This is a genomic window from Bradyrhizobium sp. BTAi1 (genome assembly GCF_000015165.1).
Classification (GTDB): Bacteria; Pseudomonadota; Alphaproteobacteria; order Rhizobiales; family Xanthobacteraceae; genus Bradyrhizobium; species Bradyrhizobium denitrificans.
Genome location: NC_009485.1, coordinates 6,247,081 through 6,272,717, shown reverse-complemented (window position 1 = coordinate 6,272,717; position 25,637 = coordinate 6,247,081). Strand labels below are relative to the sequence as shown.

General features: G+C 64.6%; 23 protein-coding genes and 1 tRNA gene. 19 read left to right on the top strand and 5 right to left on the bottom strand.

Annotated features, from left to right (window positions below; all coding sequences use genetic code 11):
* Positions 1-193: 193 nt before the first annotated feature.
* On the bottom strand, positions 194-1,645 hold the full coding sequence (locus BBTA_RS28290) for a sensor histidine kinase (protein WP_012045929.1): 1,452 nt from the start codon (positions 1,643-1,645) through the stop codon (positions 194-196).
* Positions 1,646-1,881: 236 nt separating this feature from the next.
* On the bottom strand, positions 1,882-3,456 hold the full coding sequence (locus tag BBTA_RS28285; protein WP_012045928.1) for a serine hydrolase: 1,575 nt from the start codon (positions 3,454-3,456) through the stop codon (positions 1,882-1,884).
* A gap of 152 nt (positions 3,457-3,608) precedes the next feature.
* Between BBTA_RS28285 and BBTA_RS28280 the strand changes: the two genes are divergently transcribed.
* Positions 3,609-4,106: a hypothetical protein gene (locus tag BBTA_RS28280; protein WP_012045927.1), complete on the top strand. Its 498-nt coding sequence runs from the start codon at positions 3,609-3,611 to the stop codon at positions 4,104-4,106.
* An 81-nt stretch (positions 4,107-4,187) separates the two neighbouring features.
* Here the strand turns inward: BBTA_RS28280 and BBTA_RS28275 are convergent, their stop codons facing one another.
* Complete coding sequence (locus BBTA_RS28275; protein ID WP_244424170.1) at positions 4,188-4,994, bottom strand: alpha/beta fold hydrolase; 807 nt, start codon at positions 4,992-4,994, stop codon at positions 4,188-4,190.
* Positions 4,995-5,896: 902 nt separating this feature from the next.
* Here BBTA_RS28275 and BBTA_RS41680 point away from each other — a divergent pair.
* The 12 genes from BBTA_RS41680 to preA all read left to right on the top strand — a co-directional run bounded on the left by BBTA_RS41680 (position 5,897) and on the right by preA (position 16,901).
* Positions 5,897-6,022, top strand: coding sequence for a hypothetical protein (locus BBTA_RS41680; protein ID WP_256374675.1), 126 nt, complete (start codon positions 5,897-5,899; stop codon positions 6,020-6,022).
* A gap of 127 nt (positions 6,023-6,149) precedes the next feature.
* Positions 6,150-7,721, top strand: coding sequence for a 2-isopropylmalate synthase (locus BBTA_RS28270; protein ID WP_012045924.1), 1,572 nt, complete (start codon positions 6,150-6,152; stop codon positions 7,719-7,721).
* 221 nt (positions 7,722-7,942) lie between these two features.
* Positions 7,943-8,977: a TRAP transporter substrate-binding protein gene (locus BBTA_RS28265; RefSeq protein WP_012045923.1), complete on the top strand. Its 1,035-nt coding sequence runs from the start codon at positions 7,943-7,945 to the stop codon at positions 8,975-8,977.
* 135 nt (positions 8,978-9,112) lie between these two features.
* Positions 9,113-9,673 (top strand): TRAP transporter small permease, encoded by a 561-nt coding sequence (locus BBTA_RS28260; protein ID WP_041751651.1) that lies wholly within the window; start codon positions 9,113-9,115, stop codon positions 9,671-9,673.
* Positions 9,670-10,995, top strand: a complete 1,326-nt coding sequence (locus BBTA_RS28255; RefSeq protein WP_012045921.1) for a TRAP transporter large permease — start codon at positions 9,670-9,672, stop codon at positions 10,993-10,995. The genes BBTA_RS28260 and BBTA_RS28255 overlap by 4 nt, the downstream gene beginning before the upstream one ends.
* A gap of 149 nt (positions 10,996-11,144) precedes the next feature.
* Entirely contained in the window at positions 11,145-11,762 is a 618-nt protein-coding gene (locus tag BBTA_RS28250; RefSeq protein WP_012045920.1) for a Spy/CpxP family protein refolding chaperone, read from the top strand.
* Positions 11,763-11,937: 175 nt separating this feature from the next.
* Positions 11,938-12,013 (top strand) — tRNA-Lys (locus BBTA_RS28245).
* A 369-nt stretch (positions 12,014-12,382) separates the two neighbouring features.
* Complete coding sequence (locus BBTA_RS28240) at positions 12,383-12,955, top strand: hypothetical protein (RefSeq protein WP_148221522.1); 573 nt, start codon at positions 12,383-12,385, stop codon at positions 12,953-12,955.
* A 204-nt stretch (positions 12,956-13,159) separates the two neighbouring features.
* Positions 13,160-13,447, top strand: coding sequence for a transposase (locus BBTA_RS41895; protein WP_371260160.1), 288 nt, complete (start codon positions 13,160-13,162; stop codon positions 13,445-13,447).
* An 8-nt stretch (positions 13,448-13,455) separates the two neighbouring features.
* A complete protein-coding gene (locus tag BBTA_RS28230; RefSeq protein ID WP_244424168.1) occupies positions 13,456-13,908 on the top strand; it encodes a phage integrase N-terminal SAM-like domain-containing protein in 453 nt (150 codons plus the stop codon).
* Positions 13,909-14,204: 296 nt separating this feature from the next.
* Positions 14,205-15,572 (top strand): NAD(P)-dependent oxidoreductase, encoded by a 1,368-nt coding sequence (locus BBTA_RS28225; protein ID WP_012045918.1) that lies wholly within the window; start codon positions 14,205-14,207, stop codon positions 15,570-15,572.
* Between the two features lie 3 nt (positions 15,573-15,575).
* Entirely contained in the window at positions 15,576-16,901 is a 1,326-nt protein-coding gene (gene preA / locus BBTA_RS28220) for an NAD-dependent dihydropyrimidine dehydrogenase subunit PreA (protein WP_012045917.1), read from the top strand.
* 6 nt (positions 16,902-16,907) lie between these two features.
* Here preA and BBTA_RS28215 read toward each other — a convergent pair whose 3' ends face one another.
* The gene (locus tag BBTA_RS28215) at positions 16,908-17,579 is read right to left on the bottom strand and encodes a TetR family transcriptional regulator C-terminal domain-containing protein (protein WP_012045916.1); all 672 of its coding nucleotides are present in this window, start codon (positions 17,577-17,579) and stop codon (positions 16,908-16,910) included.
* A gap of 197 nt (positions 17,580-17,776) precedes the next feature.
* Between BBTA_RS28215 and BBTA_RS28210 the strand changes: the two genes are divergently transcribed.
* The 6 genes from BBTA_RS28210 to BBTA_RS28185 all read left to right on the top strand — a co-directional run bounded on the left by BBTA_RS28210 (position 17,777) and on the right by BBTA_RS28185 (position 24,351).
* On the top strand, positions 17,777-18,562 hold the full coding sequence (locus BBTA_RS28210) for an ABC transporter ATP-binding protein (protein WP_012045915.1): 786 nt from the start codon (positions 17,777-17,779) through the stop codon (positions 18,560-18,562).
* Between the two features lie 43 nt (positions 18,563-18,605).
* Positions 18,606-19,499 carry an ABC transporter permease gene (locus tag BBTA_RS28205; protein ID WP_041750945.1) on the top strand — a complete coding sequence of 298 codons (894 nt, stop codon included), beginning with the start codon at positions 18,606-18,608 and terminating at the stop codon, positions 19,497-19,499.
* Between the two features lie 92 nt (positions 19,500-19,591).
* Entirely contained in the window at positions 19,592-20,473 is an 882-nt protein-coding gene (locus BBTA_RS28200; protein WP_371260214.1) for an ABC transporter permease, read from the top strand.
* Positions 20,474-20,516: 43 nt separating this feature from the next.
* Positions 20,517-21,506 (top strand): ABC transporter substrate-binding protein, encoded by a 990-nt coding sequence (locus tag BBTA_RS28195; RefSeq protein WP_012045912.1) that lies wholly within the window; start codon positions 20,517-20,519, stop codon positions 21,504-21,506.
* Positions 21,507-21,622: 116 nt separating this feature from the next.
* On the top strand, positions 21,623-23,080 hold the full coding sequence (gene hydA, locus BBTA_RS28190) for a dihydropyrimidinase (protein ID WP_012045911.1): 1,458 nt from the start codon (positions 21,623-21,625) through the stop codon (positions 23,078-23,080).
* Entirely contained in the window at positions 23,077-24,351 is a 1,275-nt protein-coding gene (locus BBTA_RS28185; protein WP_012045910.1) for a Zn-dependent hydrolase, read from the top strand. The genes hydA and BBTA_RS28185 overlap by 4 nt, the downstream gene beginning before the upstream one ends.
* Before the next feature lie 297 nt (positions 24,352-24,648).
* Here the strand turns inward: BBTA_RS28185 and BBTA_RS39185 are convergent, their stop codons facing one another.
* Positions 24,649-24,960 (bottom strand): hypothetical protein, encoded by a 312-nt coding sequence (locus tag BBTA_RS39185; RefSeq protein ID WP_244424164.1) that lies wholly within the window; start codon positions 24,958-24,960, stop codon positions 24,649-24,651.
* Between the last annotated feature and the right edge of the window lie 677 nt (positions 24,961-25,637).

The following is a 25,637-nucleotide window of genomic DNA, read 5'->3' as shown; positions in this document are numbered from 1 at the left end:
TCCTGCGGACGCGTGCAAGTCGTGCAGATGAAGGAGACCGCGGCGCGCACGACAGCGCTCCAGCCACTGTGGATGACGCGCCGCCGGTCTCATTTTTCGGGACCAGGCGCCGGCTGATGTCAGCGCTTCGGCGTGATCGTGCCGGACTGCGCGCTCATCGTGCCCATGGTGCCGTTGTCGGTTGCGATGACGTCTACTGTGCCGCGGCGAGCTCCAGCTCGGCCGGCTTGCTCGGTCCGATCAAGGGAATGTCGAGCGTGACGCGCGTGCCCTGCTGCGGTTCGCTGTCGAGCTCGATGCGGCCGCCGAGCGTGGAGGCCACGAGGTTGAAGGCGATGTGCAGGCCGAGGCCGGCATTGCCTTTCTCGCGGCGCGTGGTGAAGAACGGATCGAACACCCGCCCGCGGACATGGCCGGGCATGCCGACGCCGTGATCGGCGCACAGGATGCGCACAACGCCATCGGCGGGCGGCGCGACCTCGACAGTGAAGAGGCCGCTGACCTCGCCGGGATAAGCGTGCGTCGCCGCGTTGAAAGCGAGGATGCTGATGACCTGTCCGAGCGCGCCCGGATAGCTGGTGAGCACGATGCCCTCGGGGCAGGACAGCGCGACCGTGAGGCCTTGCCGCGCCAGTAGTGGGCGGAGCTTGGCGATGTGATCGGCCATCCAGCCCTGCAGTTCGAACCTGTGCAGCGCCTCGTTGGCCTGGTCGACGGCGACCTGCTTGAAGCTGTGCACCATCTCGGAGGCCCGATGCAGGCTCTGCGTGGTCAGCTGCAGGCCCTCCTGCAGCCGCGCGACGCCCTTCGCCAGGTCCGAGCGTCGCACCAGTCCGCCGCCGAGCATGCGGGCGATCGTCTGGACGTCGCCTTCCATCGCGGTCGACGTCGTGAGCGCCAGCCCCAGCGGCGTGCTGACCTCGTGGCCGACGCCGGCGACGAGCTGGCCGAGCGAGGCGAGCTTCTCCGCCTGCACCAGATGGGCCTGGGTGGCATGCAGATCGCGCAGCGAGGCCTCGGAGCGCTCCTTTTCCCGCTGCAGCGCTTCGGCGGTGCGGAACTGCTTGCGTGCCTGGTACTCGCGCGCCCCGACGGCATAGAGCGAGAGCAGGCAGGCATTGCCGACCAGCGAATGATCGATGAAGCGCAGGCCCGGCGGCAGCGGCTCGGCCGCAAGACTCTCGGCCACCGCCAACGCGCTCCAGCTCGTCGCACAGAACGTCGCGTAGGAGCCGATGCGCAGCGGCAGCATGGTCGAGACGAACAGGATGACGATGATCATGCCGGCGGCGGAGTAGGTGAAGCCCGAGGGCAGCACCCAATAGATCGTCGGCAGCACGCAGCCGGGGATGACGCAATAGAGCAGATGGATCGGCTCGGCCCATTTGCGGGCCGGCGTCGACAGCAACGCCGTCAGCGGCAGCAGCACCAGCACGGCGGTTCCGCCGCGGATCGCAAGCGTGGTCGGCACGATCTCGGGATACAGCACCCAGTCCCACAGCGTGTAGCCGGCAAAGGTGAAGGCGCCGAGCACCATCGCGATCTGCGTCCAGCCGGTGCTGCCGCGGACGTAATGGTCCACGAAACGCCGCTCCTCGACGGCATCCTCGAAACGCAGCCCCAGCCGCTCCAGCAATCTCAACATGATGCCACCGCAATCGAAAAACGATCCCCCGCCGCGGCGTGGGAGCCGCGACGGGAGGGCAGACATACACGAGATGAGTCCGTTGAGAAAACGACGGGAGATCGCATCCGCCGCCTGCGGCACGCGCAGCGTTATTAGAACGGTTCCAAATCCTCTCACGCGGCATGCAACAGCACGATGAGGGCATTGATCCAGTCGCCCGGCGGGGAGACGAACATCGTGGCGGTCTCAGAATCTCATGGCAGCGCTTGCCCCTCGACGGCAAGTTCCTTGCCGTATCGCCCCTTCGTCTTGAAGGTCACCTTGTCGCCATCGAAGCTGAGCCGCCAGTTGCGCTCTTCGCCCTGGCCGATGAACTGCACGTCGATCGCAAACGTCGTCGCGTCGATCCAGCTGCCCTTCATCGCCCGATAGGTGTAGGGCTGCCACGGATGGGGTTGCGCCGTCTTGCGATAGGAGCCGTCGAGGCCGATCGGGCTCTGCAGGTGTAGTGTGCCGCTACCGCCGCCTTGCCGTGGAATGTCCCACGCGACATGCGGGTCGGGTCCTGTGAGGTCGAGCGTGATCGCATTGATGCCGAGCGGGCCCGGCGGGAAGCTGAAGGTCTTGCCCGAAACGGCCGCCGCGATGTCCGGCGCAGCTCCGACCGTGCTCCGTGTCTCCGTCGCGGCATCGCTGACGGCCGCGGCCAGGGCCGTCGTCGCTTCGGGCGCGGCGGGCAGGGCCTCGCTCGATTTCACCGTCGCCAGGATATCGTTCGCGAGCTTGCGGAAGGGACAGAAATTGCGGGCGGTCATCACCGCCACGATGTCGGCATCGGGCAGCACCATGATGAGCTGGCAATGATAGCCCACCGCCATCACGACATTGCGGTCCGGCAGGGCCCAGAACTGATTGGCATAGTGCAGGCCCGGGTCGAACGTCGCGTTCATGCTGGTCGTGGCGTGATTGACGGCCTCGATCCAGCCGGGCGGCAGCAATTGCTGCCCGCCCCAGCGGCCGCCGCGTAGATACAGATAGCCGATCCGCGCCATGTCGCGCGGCCTCAGCGCCAGCCCGAAGCCGCCGCTGGAAATTCCCTTGGAATCCTTGAACCAGGCGTGCTCGGTGATGCCGAGCGGGGCGAACAGTCGCTCTCTGGCGAAGTCCTCCGCGCTGCGGCCGGTCAGCTTGGTGACGATGGCGGAGAGCAGATGCGAGTTGCCGCTGTTGTAGTAGAAGGTCTCGCCCGGCGCATGCGCCATCGGCCGGTCGAGAATGTACTGCACCCAATCGGGGCTCCGACCCATCTCGAACAGTGATCGCTCGGTGCCGCCATTGTAGCCTTCGTCCCAGTCCAGGCCGGAGGTCATGTTGAGCAGATGCTGCACGGTGAGCGCCTGCTTGCGCGCATCGACGTTGTCGATCTGGCGGTCCTTGAACAAGTCGAGCACCGGATGATCGAGGCTGTCGAGCACGCCGTCCTTCTGCAGCATCGCGATCAAGGTGGCGACCACCGCCTTGGTCGCGGAATTGATGATGTGCAATTCGTCCGATTTGTAGGGCGCGTAGGAGGCATCGAGCACGATGCGGCCGTGGCGCGTGATCAGCAGGCTGTCGAACCTCAACGCCTTGCCGGCGTCGACGAGCTTGGCCAGCGCCGCCGAATCCATGCCTTCGTCCTCGGGCGTGGCGACCGGCCAGTCGGCTTGCGGAAAGCCGGTTCGGCTCGCGTCATCGGCGGCCGCCTGGCGGAGGGCGAACAAGTGGAGGGTGAACAAGCCGGCGAGCAGCAGAGCCGCGACCCGGACGCTGGTCCTGACACGCAACATCCCGCATTCTCCAAACAGCGATGCGGGTCATGGTATCAGAAAACCATGACTCATCAAAGATTGTGTGACGATCATGGCGCATGCCGCAAAAGCGGCGTGTTGCCGTGGCAAAGACTGCGATCTGTCGATCTCGGCAGATCATGCAGCCTCCTATGCCCGGACCAGCGCGGTTCGCCGCTTTTCTCGTTGTCAGATTTGCGCTTGCCGCTCTGCTCGCCGCTGTCGCGCGGCCAGTCTTTGCCGACAACGAACGCGTCATCGCGGTGCCTGCGATTCGAGCGCTGGCGCCCGAGGTCAGCGACGACGCCGCGCGCGTGACGGCCGAGATCCGTCAGCGGCTGAAGGCGCTGCCGTTGTTGCGCATCGTCGATGGTCCGCCGGTCCTGTCGACCTATGAGGATCGGGTGCCGCAGTTTGAGGCCCGGCTGCAGGAGCATGTCGATCTCGTGCTGATCGGCATTGCGTCACTGCTTGCGGATGGCCGCCACACGATGCTGCTGCGCGTCTGGAAGGCGGACGGCCGTACTCAGCTCGTCGGCCAGCAGTACGTTTCCGGAGCCAACCAGCTCGTGGAGGCCGAGATCGCGGACGGGCTTTGCGGAGCGCTGGCGGCCGCTCTGCAACAAGAGAGAGCACCGGCGCCGCGGTGAACGTTGGATGTCCCTGGATTGTGCGTATGCATCGGCGGCTCGTCAACGGCTGCGGGAACCACCGTTCACTCGGCCCAGCGCTCACCCCGCCCAATGCGCCCGCAGCGCGGCGGCGATGCTCTGCGGCCGCTCGACGATGCTCCAGTGGCCGGCGTCCTGCTCGACATGCAGCGGCGCGCCATGGCGTTGTGCGAAGCGGCTGAGCGTGTCGAGCGGCACGTAAGGGTCTTGCGTGCCCGAGATCACGAGGCCACGCGGCGGCAATTGCGCCAGCCGCTCGATCCAGTCGCCGCTGAAGCGCAGCCCATCGGCGGACCGATAGAGCGCGAGGATCGACCGCCGCATCGGCGCGCGCCACGCGGCGGCTTCGTACGCCGCCAGGTCCGCCGGCAGCCCGCTCTGCCGGAACATGCGCGCCATTGCCCGCCGCGACGACAGCGCCATGAAGATCTCGCCCAGCACGGGCGTGTTCCAGATCCGCGCTATCAAATGGCCGCGATAGCCGGGATCGAGTGCACCGCCGGCAACAGCCCAGGAGCGCACCAGCTCCGGCCGCAGCGACGCCGCGCGCAGCACCAGCAGTGCGCCCCAATCATGCCCGACCAGATCGAGCGGCCCGAACGCCGCATGCTGCGCCTCCATCAGCGCGACGAACCAATCCGCGTAGTCGTCCTTGCTGCCGCCGAAGCCCGCCGGCGCCTCGCCGCAGAAGCCGGGCAGGCAGGGCACCGCGACGGTCTCGCCGAGCGCCGCGATCAGCGGCCCCCAGATCGCAGGCGTGTCCGGCACGCCGTGGATGAAGATGCGGTTGGTCATGGCGCTTGTTACCGTATCATCCGTGAGCTTCGGTCCGGCGCGAAATTTATATTTCTTTTTTTCAGAAATCATGCTTATCTCTCGCCATCCCGCCTCGTCGAAGAGGGACGTACGCGTCGTCACGATACGTGGAGTGCGGGGAGCGATGGCCGTGAGGCGCCAGTGGACGAGTGGTGTCCTTGCGGGCGACGAAGTCGTGTGGTCCTGACACCCCGATGCTGGTGTCAAGCCGGCGCCGTTCATGACGCGCGCGCCGGTGACGGGGGCAATCAAGCCGGTCCCGAGGAGAGCGCGAAGTAAGTCGCAGAGCGGTTGCGCAGGGAAGGCCGGGAGTCCTGGCCGATCCTGTGGTTCCTGCCCCGTACACTTCTTTCACGCACGGGGGCCGCGGGCGTCGGCAGACGCTCGGTCTTCCCTGCACCCTCGATCGACGAGGGTTTAATGTCGATGATCAGCCCGGGCATGATCGTGCTGCGGGAGCGGAGAGGTGTGTTTGGATGCGGGCTGTTTGCCGATGTTCGGCGAGAGTGAGGCGTGGAACTGTTGCGTCAATCACCGCCGTCGTTGCGAGCGCAGCGAAGCAATCCAGGGTGGTGCGCGGGACTGTGGATTGCCTCACTGCCTCACTGCGCCACTGCGCTCGCAATGACGCGGATAAAGCGGGGTTCCACGCTAGCTGTCATCGTCCGCGAAGGCGAAGGCGGACGATGCAGTATTCCAGAGCCCGTTATGGTTGACCCGAGAGGCCGCGGCTTGCTGGATACCCGCCTTCGCGGGGTATGACGGCAGCGGATGCGGCAGTGGCATGGCCCGGGCCAAAAGGGAGCAGGGGCTCATTACGTCATATCTCCTGACCCTTATTCGGCGTTGCGGGACCCTCTTATTCCCGGTAAAAGCTCCGGTGAGGGCGCCTCGGCAACAATCCGTCAATGGTTTTGCCGCACAGTTTTCGTGTTCTCGCAAAGGGTTTGGCAATGCTGATTCGCAGCGCAGAGATCGAGGCCATCGCCGGGGCAGACGCCCGGTCGATCGCGCTCGCCGCGCTGCAGCCCGCCGGCCTGATCGGCGCGATCGAGCTTCTGCTTCTTAGCTGCCCCTGAGGGCCGGCTGGGCGGGATGCGCCTGGGCACTCAGGGGGTTGCTTCGACAGCAGAACACCCTTCAGCGCCCAGTTGATCAGAGATCCTGACAAACATGCGCACCACCCGACAATCCGAGGAATAGCAGATGTCCAGCACCACCCCGTCCGACAAGGACCGCGTCGTAATTTTCGACACCACTTTGCGCGACGGCGAGCAGTGCCCCGGCGCCACCATGACGTTCGAGGAGAAGCTCAACATCGCGGCCATGCTGGACGGCATGGGCGTCGACGTCATCGAGGCCGGCTTCCCGATCGCCTCCGACGGTGATTTCGAGGCGGTCAACGAGATCGCCAAGCGCACCCAGAACGCCGTGGTCTGCGGCCTGTCGCGCGCCGGCGCCAAGGACATCGACCGCTGTGCCGAGGCGATCCGCCCGGCCAAGCGCGGCCGCATCCATACCTTCCTGTCCACCTCGCCGGTGCACATGAAGTACAAGCTGCAGATGGAGCCGCAAGCCGTGTTCGAGCTGGTGGTCTCCTCGGTCACCCGCGCGCGCAACCACACCGACGACGTCGAATGGTCGTCGGAGGACGGCACCCGCACCGAATTCGATTTCCTGTGCCGCTGCGTCGAGGCCGCGATCAAGGCCGGCGCCACCACCATCAACATCCCGGACACTGTCGGCTACGCCGTGCCGGAGGAGTATTACGACCTGTTCAAGCGCGTGCGCGAGACGGTGCCGAACTCCGACAAGGCGGTGTTCTCGGTCCACTGCCACAATGACCTCGGCATGGCGGTCGCCAATTCGATGGCCGGCATCCGCGCCGGCGCCCGCCAGATCGAGTGCACCATCAACGGCATCGGCGAGCGCGCCGGCAATGCGGCCTTGGAAGAGGTCGTGATGGCGATGCGCGTGCGCAACGACAAGCTGCCGTTCTGGAACAAGATCGACACCACGCAGCTGACCCACGCCTCGAAGGTGGTGTCGGCGGCGACCTCGTTCCCGGTGCAGTACAACAAGGCGATCGTCGGCCGCAACGCCTTCGCGCATGAGAGCGGCATCCACCAGGACGGCATGCTGAAGAATGCCCAGACCTATGAGATCATGCTGCCGGAGACGGTCGGCGTGAAGCAGACCTCGCTGGTGATGGGCAAGCATTCCGGCCGCCACGCCTTCATCCACAAGCTGGAGGAGATGGGCCACAAGCTCGCCGGCAACCAGGTCGAGGACGCCTTCGTCCGCTTCAAGGCCCTGGCCGACCGCAAGAAGCACATCTACGACGAGGATATCGAGGCGTTGATCGACGAGGGCATGGTGAGCGCCCATGACCGCATCAAGCTGCTGTCCTTGAGCGTCATCGCCGGCACCCGCGGCCCGCAGCGCGCCACCATGAAGCTCGATGTCGACGGCGTGACCAAGATCGAGGAGAGCGAGGGCAACGGTCCGGTCGATGCCGTGTTCAACTGCATCAAGTCGCTGGTGCCGCACGAGGCCAAGCTGGAGCTGTATCAGGTCCATGCCGTGACCGAGGGCACCGACGCGCAGGCTGAGGTCTCGGTGCGCCTGTCGCAGGACGGCCGCTCGATGACGGCGCGCGCGGCCGATCCGGATACGCTGGTGGCGTCCGCCAAGGCCTATCTCGGCGCGCTGAACAAGCTGGTGATGAAGCGCCAGCGCGATGTGGCGCAGGGCGCGGCGGCCGCGGCTGCAAGCTGATGTGACCAGGTCATTCGGGGCACCGCAAAGCGGCTGCCCCGAAATGGCGAAGCGGCCGGGACGAAGAAGCGGGGGACAATCATTGTTGCGCTGCAGCGTGGGGAATCCCGTGTCTGCGGCTAACGGTCAATGGTAATCCGTCCCGCGAGCCGCTAACAATGCCCGTGGCATACAAAGCGGGGGCGTCATTGCAATGCCCCCCGAAACGTCGGGAGGACACCTTGCAGCAGTTCAAATTCCGCCAGCTCAGCTTGAGCCATGTGATCGCAACCGCCGCCTCGCTGGCGGTGCTCGCGCTGACCGGTCCGGCCATGGCGGCCGACAATCCGATCGTGATCAAGTTCAGCCATGTGGTGGCGGCGAACACGCCGAAGGGGCTCGCGGCCGACAAGTTCAAGGAACTGGCCGAGAAGTACACCGACGGCAAGGTCAAGGTCGAAGTCTATCCGAATTCCCAGCTCTACAAGGACAAGGAAGAGCTCGAGGCGCTGCAGCTCGGCGCGGTGCAGATGCTGGCGCCGTCGAACTCCAAGTTCGGTCCGATCGGCATCAAGGAATTCGAGGTGTTCGATCTGCCCTACATCCTGCCGGACCTCGCCACCTTGCGGAAGGTGACCGACGGGCCGCTCGGCGCCAAGCTCTTGAAGCTGCTCGAGCCGAAGGGGATGATCGGGCTGGCCTATTGGGACAACGGCTTCAAGCAGATGACCGCCAACAAGAAGCTCGTCGATCCCGCTGACTACAAGGGCATGAAGTTCCGCATCCAGTCCTCGAAGGTGCTGGACGCCCAGTTCCGCACCCTCGGTGCGATTCCGCAGGTGATGGCGTTCTCGGAAGTGTACCAGGCGCTGCAGACCGGCGTCGTCGACGGCCAGGAAAACACGCCCTCGAACATATACACGCAGAAGATGCACGAGGTGCAGAAATACATCACGCTCACCAATCACGGCTATATCGGCTACGTCGTGGTCGTGAACAAGAAGTTCTGGGACAGCCTGCCGCCGGACATCCGCGCCGCCTGCGACAAGGCGATGAAGGAGGCGACCGAATACGGTAACGGCCAGTCAGCCAAGGAGAATGACGACGCGCTGGAAGAGATCCGCAAGTCCGGCAAGTCCGAGTTCGTCAAGCTGACCCCCGCGCAGGACGAGGCGATGCGCAAGGCGATGATGCCGGTCTACAAGGACGTCGCCGGACGCGTCGGCCAGCCGCTGATCGACGAGTTCCTGAAGGAGACGCGCGGCACGACGAACTGATGGTGTGAGGCGCGGATGCGCGGGCGGGTGGCCCGCGCATCGTGAGGTGGCGGCGTCTGGCTGAGACGCCGAGATCACCCGACGGCGCGCAAAGCGCGCGGGCGTCGGATGGCTTTGGGGGTAGGGGACTTGGGTCTGCTGTTGCGCATCCTCGATCGGCTCGAGGAGATTCTGATCGCATTCCTGATCGCGGCCGCGACCTCGATCATTTTCGTAGCCGTGCTGCACCGCTACCTCGTCGGTGTGCCCTTCCTCTATCCCCTGCTGTTCCCGATCGATTTGTCCTGGGCGCAGGAGCTGTGCATCTACATGTTCGTGTGGATGGCGAAGTTCGGCGCCGCCTATGGCGTGCGCACCGGCATCCATGTCGGCGTGGACGTCGTGGTGAACATGCTCCGGCCCTCGCTGCGCAAGGTGACGATCCTGTTCGGCTTGATGTGCGGGGCGCTGTTCACCGCGATCATCGGCACCATGGGCGCCAAGTTCGTCTATGGTCTGTCGCAGACCGACCAGGTCACGCCGGACATGGAGCTGCCGAGCTGGCTGGTCTATCTCTGCATCCCGCTCGGCTCCTACCTGATGTGCTTCCGCTTCCTGCAGGTCGCCTGGCACTATCTCCGCCATGACGAACTGCCGCACCACGATCACGCCTATGTCGAAGGCGTCGAGGCGACCGGCACGGAGGCCGTGCGATGAGCAGCCTCCTGATCTTCAGCCTGCTCATCTTCCTGATGCTGACGGGCATGCCGATCTCGATCGCGCTCGGCCTCACCGTGCTGTCCTTCGTCTTCTTCATGACGAACGTGCCGACCGAGTCGGTCGCGTTGAAGCTGTTCACGGGCATCGACAATTTCGAGATCATGGCGATCCCGTTCTTCATTCTCGCCGGCAATTTCCTGACCCATGGCGGCGTCGCCCGGCGCATGATCAATTTCGCGACCTCGATGGTCGGGCATTGGTATGGCGGCCTGGGGCTGGCCGGCGTCATGGCCTGCGCGTTGTTCGCCGCCGTGTCGGGCTCGTCGCCCGCGACCGTGATCGCGATCGGCTCGATCATGCTGCCGGCGATGGTCAAGCAGGGCTTCCCGAAGCGCTTCGGCGCCGGCGTGATCACCACCTCCGGCGCGCTCGGTATTCTGATCCCGCCTTCGATCGTGATGGTCGTCTATGCGGTCGCGACCGGCGGCAGCATCGCGCTCGATCCGGCCGGCCATCGCGTGTCCTCGGCCTCGGTCGGCCAGCTGTTCATCGCCGGCGTCATTCCCGGAATCATGCTGGCGACCCTGCTCGGCTTCACCACCTTCTATCGCGCCTGGAAGAACGACTACCCGCGGCTGCCGCGCGCCAGCTGGGCGGAGCGCTTCATTGCGTTCCGAAAGTGCATCTGGGGTCTTTTGCTGATCGTCATCGTGCTCGGCGGCATCTACACCGGCAAGTTCACGCCGACCGAGGCGGCTGCCGTCAGCGCCGTCTACGCCTTCATCATCGCCGTGTTCGTCTATCGCGACATGTCGCTGAAGGACGTGCCGAAGGTGCTGCTCGGCTCGGCCAATATGAGTGCGATGATCCTCTACATCATCACCAATGCGGTGCTGTTCTCGTTCCTGATGGCCAATGAGAACATCCCGCAGCAGATCGCCAATTGGATGGCGGCGGCCGGCGTCAACTGGGCGGTGTTCCTGCTGGTCGTCAACATCCTGCTGCTGCTCGCCGGCAATGTGATGGAGGCGACCTCGATCGTGCTGATCATGGCGCCGATCCTGTTTCCGGTGGCGGTCAAGCTCGGCATCCATCCGGTGCATCTCGGCATCCTGATGGTGGTCAACATGGAGGTCGGCATGTGCCATCCGCCGGTCGGCCTCAACCTCTATGTCGCCTCCGGCATCGCCAAGATGGGCATCACCGAACTGACCATCGCCGTGATGCCGTGGCTGCTGACCATGCTCGGCTTCCTGGCCCTCGTGACCTACGTGCCGGAAATCTCGCTCTGGTTGCCGCGCATGCTCGGGATGCTTTGAGGCGCAGCAACGAAATGAAACCGAATTGCAAAAACAGAAAGGTATTTGAAGCAATTACATCTTCGTAACGTCGTACACTCTGTCCAAACTGTAAGTTGAAGGCCCGACACGGCAGGCTCATGTTGGTCCGGCTTTCCAAGGAGGTTGGCATGAGAAAGTTTACTATCGCTGCCGTCGCCGTGCTGGCCATCGCCGGTTCGACCGCGGTCTACGCCCAGCGCGGCTGGCTTCATGATCACATGCACCACGCGCGGATGAATCCGGAAGACCGCGCCGCGATGCTCGATGCACGCATTGCTTCGGTCCATGCCGGCCTGAAGCTGTCGGCCGACCAGGAGAAGCTGTGGCCGCCGGTCGAGAGCGCGGTGCGCGATCTCGTGAAGCTGCGCTTCGACCGCGCCAATGCGCGGATGAAGGCGGCCGATGACGCGCCGGACAAGGACGTCGATCCCGTGGCGCGGCTGCGTGAGCATGCCGACACCATGGCGGCGACGGCCGACGCCATGAAGAAGGTCGCCGATGCCGCCGACCCGCTCTACAAGACGCTCGATGACGGCCAGAAGCGCCGGCTGTCGATGTTGACCCGGCCGATGGGGCGGATGATGGGACCGGACGGTCCGCGTCACCACCGCTGGATGGAGCGCGGCGAGGGCGGCCCGGACGGGCCGCGCTTCGGCGAGAATCGCTTCGGCCCCGGACCGATGGGCCACCCGCCGATGGATCGCATGGGCTGGTCCGACGAGGGACCCGACTCCGGACGGCTCTGAGGGCTGGTTAACGCCCCTCTGAATCCGCTCAAGATCTCACCTGGGGAAAACCGCCGCAAGCCGGCGGTTTTTCTGCATCGAAACTGCCGAAAAATCGTCAGTGATCGCTGGACATCCCGGAATCGCTTTGCTAAACGACCGGCTCTTGCAAAGGCTTACTCCGGATGCAAGATCCGGGCGCATAGCTCAGTTGGTAGAGCAGCTGACTCTTAATCAGCGGGTCCTAGGTTCGAGCCCTAGTGCGCCCACCAAGCCTTTCAAGGATTTTTGGCAGATTGTACGAAGCCATTCCGTGAAGCGATTAGCGGCTATTCCGACAAACCGGCTGCTTTTGTTCGCTCCTCCCGGCGCTTTTCTGACCCCGAGAACAACTGTTTTCGGGTCCGCTTCGCATAGGTCGGCAGTTGTCGACTTGACCTGTGGCGGCCTGCGGCACGCAGCTCAGCGTCTGTCAGGTCGCTGTCTGCCCCTTCCGCGAAGCCGCCGTGGCGAAGTGAAGTGAAGGACAATTCGCTTCGCAAAGACGCGGTTCTTATGACCTTTTTGACCGCGGCCCGGAGATACCGCAGATCTCGCCGCTGGGTGATCCAGGGCACGAGCGCGCTCCCTCGGCGACTTTGGTGATCGCGCCAAAACATCACGCCCGCCACCATTCGCGATTTGATCTCATCGAGCTCGGCCATCAACGCGGGGAACAGCGTCTCGCTTGCGTCGTGGAACAGAGGCCACCAAGCCTCCTCCCCATTCTCGGGGTGGACGACCTTGACACTGTTCGGATGCTCCTTTGGCCGGTAGTGGGAAATCTCGAACGCGCCGAAGACGTGCTCCTCGCGTTGCAGTCACTCCCAGCTGAGGAGAGCGGCGGTCGCAACCGAACGATAACCCATCTCGTTCGCCTTTCGACAGAAGGCGACGAGTTCCACCCATGTGGCGGTTGGCGTCTCTCGTGCTGCTCGGTTTGGCGCACGAGCTTTCAAGCCCATGCGAGAGAACGGATTGATGGCTGGGACATTCTTCTCCCTAGCGCGGTGGCCGACGAACCAGGCTCGCCGACAGGCGACCACGGCGGCGTTCGCAAAACGTGGACGTTCGCGATGAATGATATTGCCGTTCTTGTCTCTTTCTTCAACAATGAGCAGCTTTGCATAGACGGCGTCGACGAAGCCTTTCGTGAATTGACCGATTTGCCTTGAGCCCGCGCGAGTCCCGTTCCCTGAGACAAGGGCAGGCGGACCAAGATCGGTCAGTCCTCGCGAGCGCCAGCTGTCGAATCCTGGAAGGAGGACCGTTTCGGCTCGCTCTACTGCAGCCGTGTCATCCTCGCCTAAGGCCTCAGCGTTGATCTCGCAGCCCTGTTTGCGTGACCAGGTCGGTGGCTCGAAAAAGTAAGCCCATCGTTGAAGTCGCCGCGCGACTGCCGGTGCAAGCCGTTGAAGAATGGGCGCCGGGACTGTCAAAAGCGGATGACGTTCGCGACAGGCGAGTTCATCCGCTGCTTCCTCATCCACGTGCTGCCGAAGGGCCTCCACCGCATCCGCCATTACGGCCTGCTGGCGCGGGGCGCCTGCGCCGACAACGTCGCACGCGCGCGCGAGCTGCTCGCCGTCAGGGAGCGTGAGGATGAACCGACAGCAACCAGCGTCGACACCGCCAAGCTGCCATGTCCATGTTGCGGCGGCGCATGATCGAAGACATGACGATCCGCAAGTTCGCGCCCAAGACCCAACATGACGATGTGCAGAGGATCAAGGACTTCGCTGCCTTCCTCGGACGATCGCCGGATACGGCCGGCTTCGAGGATGTACGTCGCTATCAGCTCCATCTGGTATTGCGCGGCGTCGGTGTGCCGACCATCAATCAGATGGTCTCGACCTTGCGGTTCTTCTTCAAGGTCACGCTGCGACGTCACGAGATCGTCGAGCGCACCCACTTCATCCACGAGCCGCGCAAGCTGCCGGTGGTGCTGAGCGTGGAGGAAGTGGCGCGGCTGCTCGATGCGGCACCCGGGATCAAATACAAGGCGGCGCTCTGCGTGGCCTACGGCGCCGGCCTGCGAGCCAACGAGGTCGTCTCGCTCAAGATTTCCGATATCGACAGCAAGCGCATGGCTGAATCTGAGGATCGCGAGTGGACCGCAGCGACGTAGCCCGGCGAGACTTCCGCTGTTGCTCAAGTGAGTCTGTGTGCTCGCAGACGTGTCTGTCGTTGTCGCATGGCGATCTGCAAGCTCACGTCGCGCTCAAACCAAGGGCAATCATTGCTAAGGGAATTAGCAATGCGCCGGTCGCGTAGGCAGAAACTGTGTTCAGCCGAACGCTGATCTGTTTTTCGCGGCCGCAACGCATGTCGGTGTTTGACAATTTTGATCAACTGGTCAAATCTTCCAGGGCAAGATCGTTCTCGGACGGGTCGCTTAGCGACCGAGACTGCAGGAGGACCAGGTTGAGCAACGAACTGGCTGCCGGCCTCGCGGGCCACAGAATCTCTGCCGAGCTATGCCGCGAGAATTTCAAGGATCTGGTCGCGCCACTCCATCCCAACGAGGCGCGGGTCGCTGCTGAGCGCTGCCTGTTCTGCTACGATGCGCCCTGCGTCGCGGCGTGTCCGACCGAAATCGACATTCCGCTGTTCATCCGCCAGATCGCGAACGGGCTGCCGGTCGCGGCCGCCAAGACCATCCTTGATGCCAACATCATGGGCGCGATGTGCGCGCGCGTGTGTCCGACGGAAAACCTCTGCGAGGGGGCATGCGTGCGCGAGTCCTCGGAGGCGCGGGCGGTGGAGATCGGACGGTTGCAGCGCCATGCGACCGACGCGCTTCTCGCGAGCGGACGCCAGCTCTATCGCGCCGGTTCACCGACAGGCAAGCGCATCGCCGTGGTCGGCGCCGGTCCGGCCGGGCTGAGCTGCGCCCACGCGCTGGCGCGGGCTGGCCATCAGGTGACGATCTACGAGGCGCGTCCCAAAGGTGGCGGCCTCAACGAATACGGCATCGCCGCCTACAAAGTCACCGGCGACATTGCGCAGGCGGAACTCGCCTATATTCTGGCCGTCGGCGGCATCACGATCGAATATGGCAAGGCGCTCGGCCGCGACATCAGCCTGGCCGGCCTGAGAGCCGATTATGACGCGGTGTTTCTCGGCCTCGGCCTCGGCGGCACCAATGGTCTCGGTCTCGGCGATGTGCCGGCGGGCGTCAGTGATGCGGTGGCATTCATCGCCGCGTTGCGTCAGGCGCCGGACAAGACCGTGCTGCCGATCGGGCGCAACGTCATCGTCATCGGCGGCGGCATGACGGCGATCGATGCGGCGACCCAGGTCAAGCTGCTCGGCGCCGAATGCGTCACCATCGCCTACCGCCGCTCGAAATCGGAGATGCCGGCCTCGCTTTATGAGCAGGAGGTCGCGCAGGTGCGCGGCGTGCTGATCCGCGAGCATCTCGTGCCGGTCGCATTTGAGCAGGCCGGTGGGGTCGTCAGCGGCGTCACTTTCGCACGTACGCGCCGCGAGGAGGGGCGACTGATCCCGACTGGCGAGCGCATGACGCTCGCGGCCGACCAGGTGCTGATCGCGATCGGTCAGACGCTGCTCGCGAGTGACCTCGCCGACGGCGGCCTCAGCTTCGAGAGCGGCCGCATCGCGGTCGATGCCGCGTGCCGCACCAGCCTTCCCGGCGTGTGGGCCGGAGGCGATTGCGTCGCCGGAGGCAGCGATCTCACCGTGGCCGCCGTCGCCGATGGCAAGGCGGCTGCGGCCTCCATCATCGCGGCGCTGCAAGGCGCTGCTGTGCCCCATCACGCAGGAGCTTGAGTCGTGGCCGACCTCCGCACCAGCTTCGCCGGCATCACATCGCCCAATCCATTCTGGCTCGCCTCGGCGCCGCCGACCGACAAGGCCTACAACGTCGTCCGCGCCTTCAAGGCGGGCTGGGGCGGCGTGGTCTGGAAGACGCTCGGCGAGGATCCGCCCATCGTCAATGTCAGCGGCCCGCGCTATGGCGCCATCCATGGCAGCGACCGGCGCGTCATCGGCTTCAACAACATCGAGCTGATCACCGACCGTCCGCTCGAGGTCAACCTGCAGGAAATCACGCAGGTCAAGCGCGACTGGCCGGACCGCGCCGTCGTGGTCTCACTGATGGTGCCCTGCCAAGAGCCGAACTGGACCGCGATCATCAAGCGGGTCGAGCAGACCGGCGCCGACGGCGTCGAGCTGAATTTCGGCTGTCCGCACGGCATGAGCGAGCGTGGCATGGGCGCTGCGGTCGGCCAGGTGCCCGAATACATCGAGATGGTCACGCGCTGGTGCAAGGCGGCGACGCGGATGCCGGTCATCGTCAAGCTGACGCCGAACGTCGCCAGCATCCTGCCGCCGGCGGAAGCAGCGAAACGCGGCGGTGCGGACGCGGTGTCGCTGATCAACACCGTGAACGCGCTGATGGGCGTCGACATCGACCAGATGGCGCCGTGGCCGCATATCGACGGCTACGGCACCCATGGCGGCATGTGCGGTTCGGTCGTCAAGCCGATCGCACTCAACATGGTTTCCGCGATCGCGCGCCACCCGGCGACGCAGGGACTGCCGATCTCGGGCATCGGCGGCATCGAGAAATGGCGCGACGCCGCTGAGTTCATGGCGCTGGGCGCGGTGAACGTCCAGGTCTGCACGGCGGCCATGGTCTACGGCTTCAAGATCGTCGAGGAGATGATCGCCGGCCTGTCGGAGTGGATGGACCAGAAGGGCTATGCGCGACCGGAGGATTTCGTCGGCCGCGCCGTGCCGCGCAAGACCGAGTGGCAGCATCTCAATCTCGATTATGTGGTGAAGGCCCACATCGACCAGGACCTCTGCATCAAATGCGGCCGCTGCCATATCGGCTGCGAGGATACCTCGCATCAGGCGATCAGCAGCCTCAAGGACGGCCAGCGCCATTTCGAGGTGATCGAGGAGGAATGCGTCGGCTGCAATCTGTGCGCCGTGGTCTGCCCGATCGAGAACTGCATCACCATGGTGCCGCTGAGGGAAGGCGAGGTCGATCGCCGCACCGGCCTGAGGGTCGGCGGGCACCGCACCTGGCTGGAGCATCCGAACAATCCGATGGCGACCAACCCGAGGCCCGCCAAACATGCCGCGGAGTAGTTCGCCTCAGTCCTGCTCCGGCCCGAGCACGGCGTCGAGGATCGACTGCCGTGCCGCGGTGAAGAAGGCGGGATGCTGAAGTGTGCGGCCGGTGATGGCCTCGACCTGCGTGGAGAAATCGGCGTAATGCTGCGTCGTCGCCCAGATCATGAAGATGAGATGATGCGGATCCCGGCGCGGCAGCTTGCCCTGGGTCATCCAGCGCCGCAGCAAGGTGACCTTGCCGTCGACCTGCTGCTTCAGGTCGTCCTGCAGCACCTTGCCGAGCACCGGCGCGCCGCGCATCACCTCGATCGCGAACAGCCGCGATGCCTTGGGATGGTCGCGGGCGTATTCCAGCTTCGTGGTGATGTAGTCGGTCAGCGCCGTGCGCGGATCGCTCTGCGGCTCGATCCTGGCCAGCGGCACCAGCCACATGTCCAGCGTCCGCTTGAGCACGGCGAGGTAGAGATCCTGCTTGGTGCGGAAGTAATACAACAGGTTCGGCTTCGACAAGCCCGCCAGATCGGCGATCGCGTCGATGCGAGCGCCGGCGAAGCCGTCCATGGCGAACACCGAGAGCGCGGCGTCGAGGATGCGCTCCACATTGGCCTCGCCGCCGCGCGTCTTGGCCCGGGTCTCCGTATCAGGCGTCGCCGCCTTGCGAGCCTTGCGTTTCGTGGTCGTGCGCGCCGCCATCAGACAGTCCGTTGCAGATCGATGAGATCAGGTCGATTGGTCCGCCGGCACAATGCAATGAATCTGATCAAATGGTCAAATCTTACGCAGGCGGCTTGGAAGCCTTCTCGATTAAGGCCTGTAACTTCAGGGAGCAGTGCATGGCATACCGCTTGCTTCGATGCGACCCGACGAACCGCGCCGGGGAAGGGTGATCTGTGAGGGCGCCGACGGCCATCGACATTCGCAATCTGTCGCTGACGTTCCAGACCGGCGACGGTCCGGTCTACGCGCTCGCCGATGCCAATCTGACCATCGCCAAAGGCGAGTTCGTGTCCTTCATCGGCCCGTCGGGGTGCGGCAAGACCACGCTCTTGCGCGTGATCGCCGATCTCGAGCAGCCGACATCCGGCAGCATCACCGTCAATGGCCTCGCGCCTCGCGACGCGCGTCTGAAGCGCCAATATGGCTACGTGTTCCAGGCGCCGGCGCTGTATCCGTGGCGTACGGTGGAAGCCAATGTGATGCTGCCGCTCGAAGTGTTCGGCCTGCCGAAAGCCGAGCGCCGCGAGAGGGCGCGCAAGCATCTCGACTTGGTCAGGCTGTCGGGTTTTGCCAACAAATATCCGTGGCAGCTGTCCGGCGGCATGCAGCAGCGCGTCTCGATCGCGCGTGCGCTGTCGTTCGAGCCTGAGCTGTTGCTGATGGACGAGCCGTTCGGCGCGCTGGACGAGATCGTGCGCGACCAGCTTAACGAGCAGCTTGTGAAGCTCTGGAGCCAGACGCGCAAGACGATCGTGTTCGTCACGCATTCGATTCCCGAAGCCGTGTTCCTGTCGTCGCGCATTGTGGTGATGTCGCCGCGGCCGGGGCGCATCATCGACGTGATCGACTGCGACTTCGGAGCCGAACGCACGCTCGACATCCGCGAGAGCCCGGAGTTTCTGAAAGTCGCCCACCGCGTCAGGGAGGGGCTGCGCGCCGGCCATAGCTACGATGAGTAGCGTCGCACTGGGGGCACCGCGCGAAGCTTCGGCGTCCCACCGGATGTGGGACCGCCTGCGGCGCGGTGGATTGGTCCCGGTGCTGACGCTGACGGCGATCATCCTGGCGATGTGGTATCTCGCCTGTCTGCCGATGAACCGCGACCTGCCGCAGCTCGCACGTGTCGAGGGACTCGCCAATCGCTACGAGGTGGCCTGGGGCCTGGAGCGGCCGGTGCTGCCGGCGCCGCATCAGATCATCGGCGAGCTCTATGCCTCGACCATCGGGACGCGGCTGTTGCGGGAATCCGCCGATGGGCTCGTGCTCAACCCGCGCAATCTGCTCACCCATGCCTGGGTGACAATCTCGGCGACGCTCGCGGGCTTCGTCATCGGTGTGCTGCTCGGAATCGCGCTGGCGGTCGCGATCGTGCACGTCAATGCGCTACGCCGCAGCCTGATGCCGTGGATCGTGGCGAGCCAGAGCATTCCGATCCTGGCGATCGCGCCGATCATCATCGTCGCGCTCGGCTCGGTCGGCATCGTCGGCCTGCTGCCGAAGGCGGTGATCTCGGCCTATCTCTCGTTCTTCCCGGTCACCATCGGCATGGTCAAGGGCCTGACCTCGCCGGACGCGATGCTGCTCGACCTGATGCGCACCTACAACGCATCGAGAACGCAGACCTTCGCCAAGCTGCGCTGGCCGGCCGCGGTGCCGCTGCTGTTCGCCAGCCTGAAAGTGTCGATCTCGATCAGCCTGGTCGGCGCCATCGTCGGCGAGCTGCCGACCGGCGCGCAGGCCGGCATCGGCGCGCGGCTGCTGTCGGGCTCCTATTACGGCCAGACCGTGCAGATCTGGTCGGCGCTGGTGATGGTGGCGCTGCTCGCTGCGCTGCTCGTGGCGCTGATCACGCTCGCCGAGAAGCTGACTCTGAAGGCGATGGGAGCGCGGCCATGAGCGTCATCGCTTCCTCCCCAACCGAGCGCAAGGCGACGCTGTCTCTAACGGGATCTCTCGCGGCTGGAGTCGGGTTCGCGATCCTGGCGCTAATGCTGGCCCATCGCGGCGCATCGACTCCGATCGTGATCACGCTCGCACTCGCGGCCTGGGCCATTGCGTGGTTTGCCAACGTCATCTGGAGTCGCGCGGAAGGCCTGCCGCCGGTGCTGACGCGGTTGGCGCCGGCCGCCGTGCCGCTGCTGTTCGGATTGACGCTGGTGTTCCTGTGGGAAGTGATCTGCGTTGGCTTGAAGGTGCCGACCGTGCTTTTGCCCGCGCCGTCGCTGATCATGGCGCGGCTGTTCGCGTCGCTGCCTGTACTCGGCGCCGACTTCGCGCAGACTTTCGTACGCGCGGCTGTGCCGGGCTGGCTGATCGGATCGGCGGCCGGCTTCCTGGTCGCGCTCGCCTGCGACCGCTCGGACTTTCTGCGCCGCGGGCTGATCCCGATCGGCAACTTCATCTCGGCGCTACCGATCATCGGCATCGCGCCAATCCTGGTGATGTGGTTCGGCTTCGACTGGCAGTCGAAGGCCGCCATGGTCGTCGTCATGACCTTCTTCCCGATGCTGGTGAACGCGGTCGCGGGCCTTGCGGCGGCCGGCCGGCTCGAGCGCGACCTCATGTATAGTTACGGCGCCTCCTGGCTGCAGACCCTGCTGGCGCTCCGGCTGCCGGCCGCAATGCCGTTCCTGTTCAATGCGCTGAAGATCAACGCGTCGCTGGCGCTGATCGGCGCGATCGTCGCCGAGTTCTTCGGCACGCCGACGCTCGGCATGGGGTTTCGCATCTCGACCGAGGTCGGCCGCATGTCGCTCGACATGGTGTGGGCGACGATTGTGATCGCCGCCATCGCCGGCTCCGCCTGCTTCGGCGCGCTGGTGCTGCTCGAGAAGCGGGTGACGTTCTGGCACCCGTCGAACCGGAGTTGAGACGAGATTTGTTGTTGGTGGTGTTGAACAGGGGAGACGACGGATGCTGAAGAGATTGATGCTCGGCGCGGCGCTGCTGGTGGGAATCGCGACTCCTGGCTCGGCCGATGACAAGGTGACCTTGCAGCTGAAATGGGTGACGCAGGCCCAGTTCGCCGGCTACTACGTCGCCAAGGACAAGGGCTTCTACAAGGCGGAAGGCCTCGACGTCACCATCAAGCCGGGCGGCCCGGACATCGCTCCGCCGCAGGTGATCGCAGGCGGCGGTGCCGACGTGATCATCGACTGGATGCCGGCTGCGCTCGCCGCGCGCGAGAAAGGCGTGCCGCTGGTCAACATCGCCCAGCCTTTCAAGCGCTCCGGCATGATGCTGACCTGCCGCAAGGATTCCGGCGTCGCGACCCCGGCAGACTTCAAGGACAAGACGCTCGGCGTTTGGTTCTTCGGCAACGAATATCCGTTCATGGCCTGGATGGCCAAGCTCGGCTACAAGACCGACGGCTCGGCCGGCGGCGTCAAGGTCATCAAGCAGGGCTTCAACGTCGATCCGCTGATCCAGAAGCAGGCCGCCTGCGTCTCGACCATGACCTACAACGAATATTGGCAGGTCATCGACGCCGGGCTGAAGCCCGACGAGCTCGTGGTGTTCAACTACACCGACCAGGGCGTCTCCACCATGGAGGACGGGCTCTACGTGCTCGAGAGCAAGCTGTCGGACGCCGCCTTCACCGCGAAGATGGCGAAGTTCGTCAAGGCCACGATGAAAGGCTGGGAGTTCGCGCGCAGCAATCCGGACGAGGCGGTCAAGATCGTGCTCGACAACGACGCGACCGGCGCTCAGAAGGAGGCGCACCAGAAGCGCATGATGGGCGAGATCAACAAGCTCACCGCGGGCTCCACCGGCAAGCTCGATCCGGCCGATTTCGACCGTACCGTGACCACGCTGCTCGGTGCCGGCGGCGACCAGCCGGTCATCACCAAGAAGCCCGAGGGCGCCTGGACTCACGCGGTGATCGATGCGGCCCTGAAGTAGGCGCTCCATCGTCTGCACATTCTGCTGCAGCGCATTGTAGCGCTGCAGCCTTTCTCTAGATGTCGACCTGAACGACGAGCTCGAAGACACTATGCCATCCAGCCGGAGGAGCGCTCATGACCATTCTCATTCGCGGCGGCACCGTCATCAACCATGACCATTCCCGCCGCGCCGACGTCCTGATCGAGGACGGCACGATCGTCGCTGTGACGGAGGGGTTATCGGCGCCGGCCGGAGCCCAGGTGATCGACGCCGGCGGCTGCGACATCCTGCCGGGCGGCATCGACCCGCACACCCACATGGAGCTCATGTTCATGGGCACGGTGTCGGCGGACGATTTCGAATGGGGCACGAAGGCGGCGCTGTGCGGCGGCACCACGATGATCGTCGACTTCTGCATCCCGGCGCCCGGCGAGTCGATGCTCAAGGCGTATCAGGACTGGCGTCACAAGAGCGAGAAAGCGGCCTGCGACTACTCCTTCCACATGGCGGTGACATCGTGGACGAAGGAGACCCATGACGACATGGAAGCCGTGGTGAAGACCTACGGCATCAACACCTTCAAGCATTTCATGGCCTACAAGGGCGCGCTGATGGTGAATGACGACGAGCTGTTCAACTCGTTCTCGCGCTGCGCCGCGCTCGGCGCGCTGCCGATGGTGCATGCCGAGAATGGCGACGTCGTGTTCCGCCTGCAGGAGACCTTGATGGGCAAGGGCGCGACCGGGCCTGAAAATCACGCTTATTCGCGGCCGCCCGAGGTCGAGGGCGAGGCCACCAACCGGGCCATCATGATCGCCGACATGGCGGGCTCGCCGCTCTATGTCGTCCACACCTCCTGCCGCGAAGCGCATGAGGCGATCGCGCGCGCGCGCGCCGCCGGCAAGCGCGTCTATGGCGAGCCGTTGATCCAGCATCTCGTGCTGGATGAGGACGAATATCTCAATCCGGACTGGGACTATGCGGCGGCGCGCGTGATGTCACCGCCGTTCCGGCCGCGGAAGCATCAGGACTCGCTGTGGGCGGGCCTGCAGTCCGGCTCGCTGCAGGTGGTCGCGACCGACCACTGCTCGTTCACGCGCGAGCAGAAGCGGCTCGGCCTGAACGATTTCCGCATGATCCCGAACGGCACTGGCGGCGTCGAGGACCGGCTGCTGGTGCTGTGGACCAAGGGCGTCAACACTGGGCGGCTGACGAAGGAGGAGTTTGTCGCCGTCACCTCGGCCAACATCGCGCGCATTCTCAACATCTATCCGCGCAAGGGCGCCGTCGCGGTCGGCTCCGACGCGGATCTCGTGATCTGGGATCCGGCCAGGACCAAGACCATCTCGGCCAAGGCCCAGACCAGCCGCATCGACTACAACGTGTTCGAAGGCATCGCCTGCACCGGCGCGCCGCGCATCACGCTGTCCGGCGGCCGCATCGCCTGGCAGGATGGCGAACTGCGCGCCGAGAAGGGCGACGGACAGTTCATTGCCCGGCCGCCATTCCCGGCGAGCCACGTCGCCAACAGCACCTGGAAGGAATTTTCCGCGCCCAGGCCGGTGTCGCGCAGCATGCCGGTGGTGCCATGAGCGAGACCGTGACACCTCCGGCCAAGTCCGATCGCACCAATCTGTCGATCGATCCGCAACGGCTGTGGGACAGCCTGATGGACACGGCGCGCTTCGGCGGCACCGCGAAGGGCGGCATCTGCCGGCTCACGCTGTCCGACGACGACCGCAGGGTGCGCGATTGGTTCAAGCGTGCCTGCGAGGCGATCGGCTGCACCGTCACCGTCGATGATTGCGGCAACATGTTCGCGCGCCGTCCGGGCAAGCGCGCTGACCTGCCGCCGATCTGCATGGGCTCGCATCTCGATACGCAACCGACCGGCGGCAAGTTCGATGGCGTGCTGGGCGTGCTCGGCGCGTTGGAAGTGATGCGCACCTTGCACGCGACCGGCTACGAGACCAACGCGCCGCTCGAGATCATCAACTGGACCAACGAGGAGGGCTCGCGCTTCGCGCCGGCGATGCTGGCCTCCGGCGTGTTCGCCGGCGCCTTCACCCGCGAGTTCGCCTATTCGCGCCGCGACCGCGACGGCAAGGAGTTTCAGTCCGAGCTGGCCCGCATCGGCTACAGGGGCAGCGAGCCGGTGGGACAGCGCAAGATCGGCGCGATGTTCGAGCTGCACATCGAGCAGGGGCCCATCCTGGAAGCGGAAGGCAAGATGATCGGCGTCGTCACCGGCGTGCAGGGCATGCGCTGGTACGAGGTGACGGTGCAAGGCCAGGCCGCGCATACGGGGGCCACGCCGATGCATCTGCGCAAGAACGCGCTGCTCGGCGCTGCGCGCATGGTCGAGCAGATCGACGCGATCGCGATGAAGCACGCGCCCGATGCGGTCGGCACCGTCGGGCTGATGGAGGTCCGGCCGAACTCGCGCAACGTCGTGCCGGGCGAGGTGTTCTTCTGCGTCGACTTCCGGCATCCGGACGAGGCCGTGCTGGAGACGATGGAGCAGGAGTTCCGTGCCGCGCTGAAGGCAACAATCGAACCGCTGGGCTTGAGCTATGACGAGAAGCGCATCTGGGACAGCCCGGCCGTGCGCTTCGATGCCGAGATGATCGATTGCGTGCGCGGCGGCGCCGAGAAGGCCGGCTATGCCACCCGCGACATGGTGTCCGGCGCAGGCCACGACGCGGCCTACATCGCGCGCGTCGCGCCGACCACCATGATCTTCGTCCCCTGCGCCGGCGGCGTCAGCCACAACGAATCGGAATCGACCTCGTTCGAGGAGTGCGGTGCCGGCGCTCAGGTGCTGCTTGAGGCCGTGCTCGCCTATGACCAGCGCTTCGGCTGAGATGGTGGAACGGGCCGAAGAGTCCTGGAAAATAAAGAGTCTTGGAAAATAAAGAGCCTTGGAAAATGAAGAGTCTCGGAGAATAGAGGCGGGTGCTACTTCAGCAGCCAGCTCCTTCACCCGCTCCGACAGTAGCCCACCAGTCAGTCCTGCACCATCGTCAGTTGGCTTTGCTCGGTTCTCTGGGGGACGGCGACCAACGAGCTCGCGAGCTCAATGATCGGCTCACGCTTGCTCGATTCAGTATTGGACCGGTGCTGTAACGACAATTGGGGCGCAATCCTTCTGTCGACGATCTCAAATGCGCAACGGTACTCTTGCCACCTCACAGATTGCCTCAACGAGCACGCGAACTGCTCGTCCTTCCCAGCCTGTCTGATCGATCGGACCTTTTGAGTATTCGGAAAGAACGCGGGGCAAGTCACGCGCTTTCACGCTCAAGCCGGTAATAGTCTGTGCGGGGCTCCCCATAATCGCTCGCTCTATCGGATCGAGACGCGCGAGCAGCGCCTCCTCTGTCATCGTTACGAAATGATCGGTGGGAGCGGGCTCGCCGACTTGGCCATCCAGCTCGGCTATTAGCGCAATAAATTGGCTCTCAAGTTTCAACAGATGAGCGTCTCGTCTCGGAGACCTGTCTAACCTGAAATCCCTTGCGAAATCCGCGCCCAAAAAAATCGAACTCCGGTCAGCGGAAACCGTGTATCGTTCACGCTTATCGTTGATAATCGCGCCAGAATCGGGCCGTTGACCGCACGCAATCCCGGAGGAGTCGTCGCGCCGGCCTGCCGGTCGGTCATGAGCGAGATGTTCGCCCCGAGTTCAAATCCGCCCGCTGGGATCAGCCCGCGTTCGCTCTCGTCTTGGTCCCGGTCAGGACGTCCAACTCGCCGGGCCCAACAAGGTCGGAGGAATGACCGCGCCACTCGTTCCGTCAATGAAATGGAATTTCATGCAGGCCGGGCAGCTGACGGTCTCGAAGCGCGACAGACCCGTCGGCTGTTCGACGAAGGCGTCCACGTCTGTCCCCGTTTGGGGGCACCGAAACGTGATTGGATAATCCATCATCCATCTCCGGTTCAGGCTCAAAAAGCGGAAGTCGCGCACATCGTGAGCATTATTGTCGGGCAAAACTGAGCAATATTGACCAGTCGGGCACCTCGGCCTCTGGCAGTTTGACCTTACGTCTGACATTCGAGGTCAGTTAAGAGCGCCTCCGCGCGATACGCCGCGCAAAGATGCCGATCGAGATCTATCTCCGGGGGCTGGACGGCTCACTGTCCGTG

Bases quoted from the DNA above. Each gene is read 5' to 3' on its own strand.
- BBTA_RS28290 (WP_012045929.1), bottom strand. From the start codon at position 1,645: ATGTTGAGATTGCTGGAGCGGCTGGGGCTGCGTTTCGAGGATGCCGTC.
- BBTA_RS28285 (WP_012045928.1), bottom strand. From the start codon at position 3,456: ATGTTGCGTGTCAGGACCAGCGTCCGGGTCGCGGCTCTGCTGCTCGCC.
- BBTA_RS28280 (WP_012045927.1), top strand. From the start codon at position 3,609: ATGCCCGGACCAGCGCGGTTCGCCGCTTTTCTCGTTGTCAGATTTGCG.
- BBTA_RS28275 (WP_244424170.1), bottom strand. From the start codon at position 4,994: ATGATTTCTGAAAAAAAGAAATATAAATTTCGCGCCGGACCGAAGCTC.
- BBTA_RS41680 (WP_256374675.1), top strand. From the start codon at position 5,897: ATGCTGATTCGCAGCGCAGAGATCGAGGCCATCGCCGGGGCAGACGCC.
- BBTA_RS28270 (WP_012045924.1), top strand. From the start codon at position 6,150: ATGTCCAGCACCACCCCGTCCGACAAGGACCGCGTCGTAATTTTCGAC.
- BBTA_RS28255 (WP_012045921.1), top strand. From the start codon at position 9,670: ATGAGCAGCCTCCTGATCTTCAGCCTGCTCATCTTCCTGATGCTGACG.
- BBTA_RS28250 (WP_012045920.1), top strand. From the start codon at position 11,145: ATGAGAAAGTTTACTATCGCTGCCGTCGCCGTGCTGGCCATCGCCGGT.
- BBTA_RS28230 (WP_244424168.1), top strand. From the start codon at position 13,456: ATGACGATCCGCAAGTTCGCGCCCAAGACCCAACATGACGATGTGCAG.
- BBTA_RS28215 (WP_012045916.1), bottom strand. From the start codon at position 17,579: ATGGCGGCGCGCACGACCACGAAACGCAAGGCTCGCAAGGCGGCGACG.
- BBTA_RS28205 (WP_041750945.1), top strand. From the start codon at position 18,606: ATGTGGGACCGCCTGCGGCGCGGTGGATTGGTCCCGGTGCTGACGCTG.
- BBTA_RS28200 (WP_371260214.1), top strand. From the start codon at position 19,592: ATGCTGGCCCATCGCGGCGCATCGACTCCGATCGTGATCACGCTCGCA.
- BBTA_RS28195 (WP_012045912.1), top strand. From the start codon at position 20,517: ATGCTGAAGAGATTGATGCTCGGCGCGGCGCTGCTGGTGGGAATCGCG.
- hydA (WP_012045911.1), top strand. From the start codon at position 21,623: ATGACCATTCTCATTCGCGGCGGCACCGTCATCAACCATGACCATTCC.
- BBTA_RS28185 (WP_012045910.1), top strand. From the start codon at position 23,077: ATGAGCGAGACCGTGACACCTCCGGCCAAGTCCGATCGCACCAATCTG.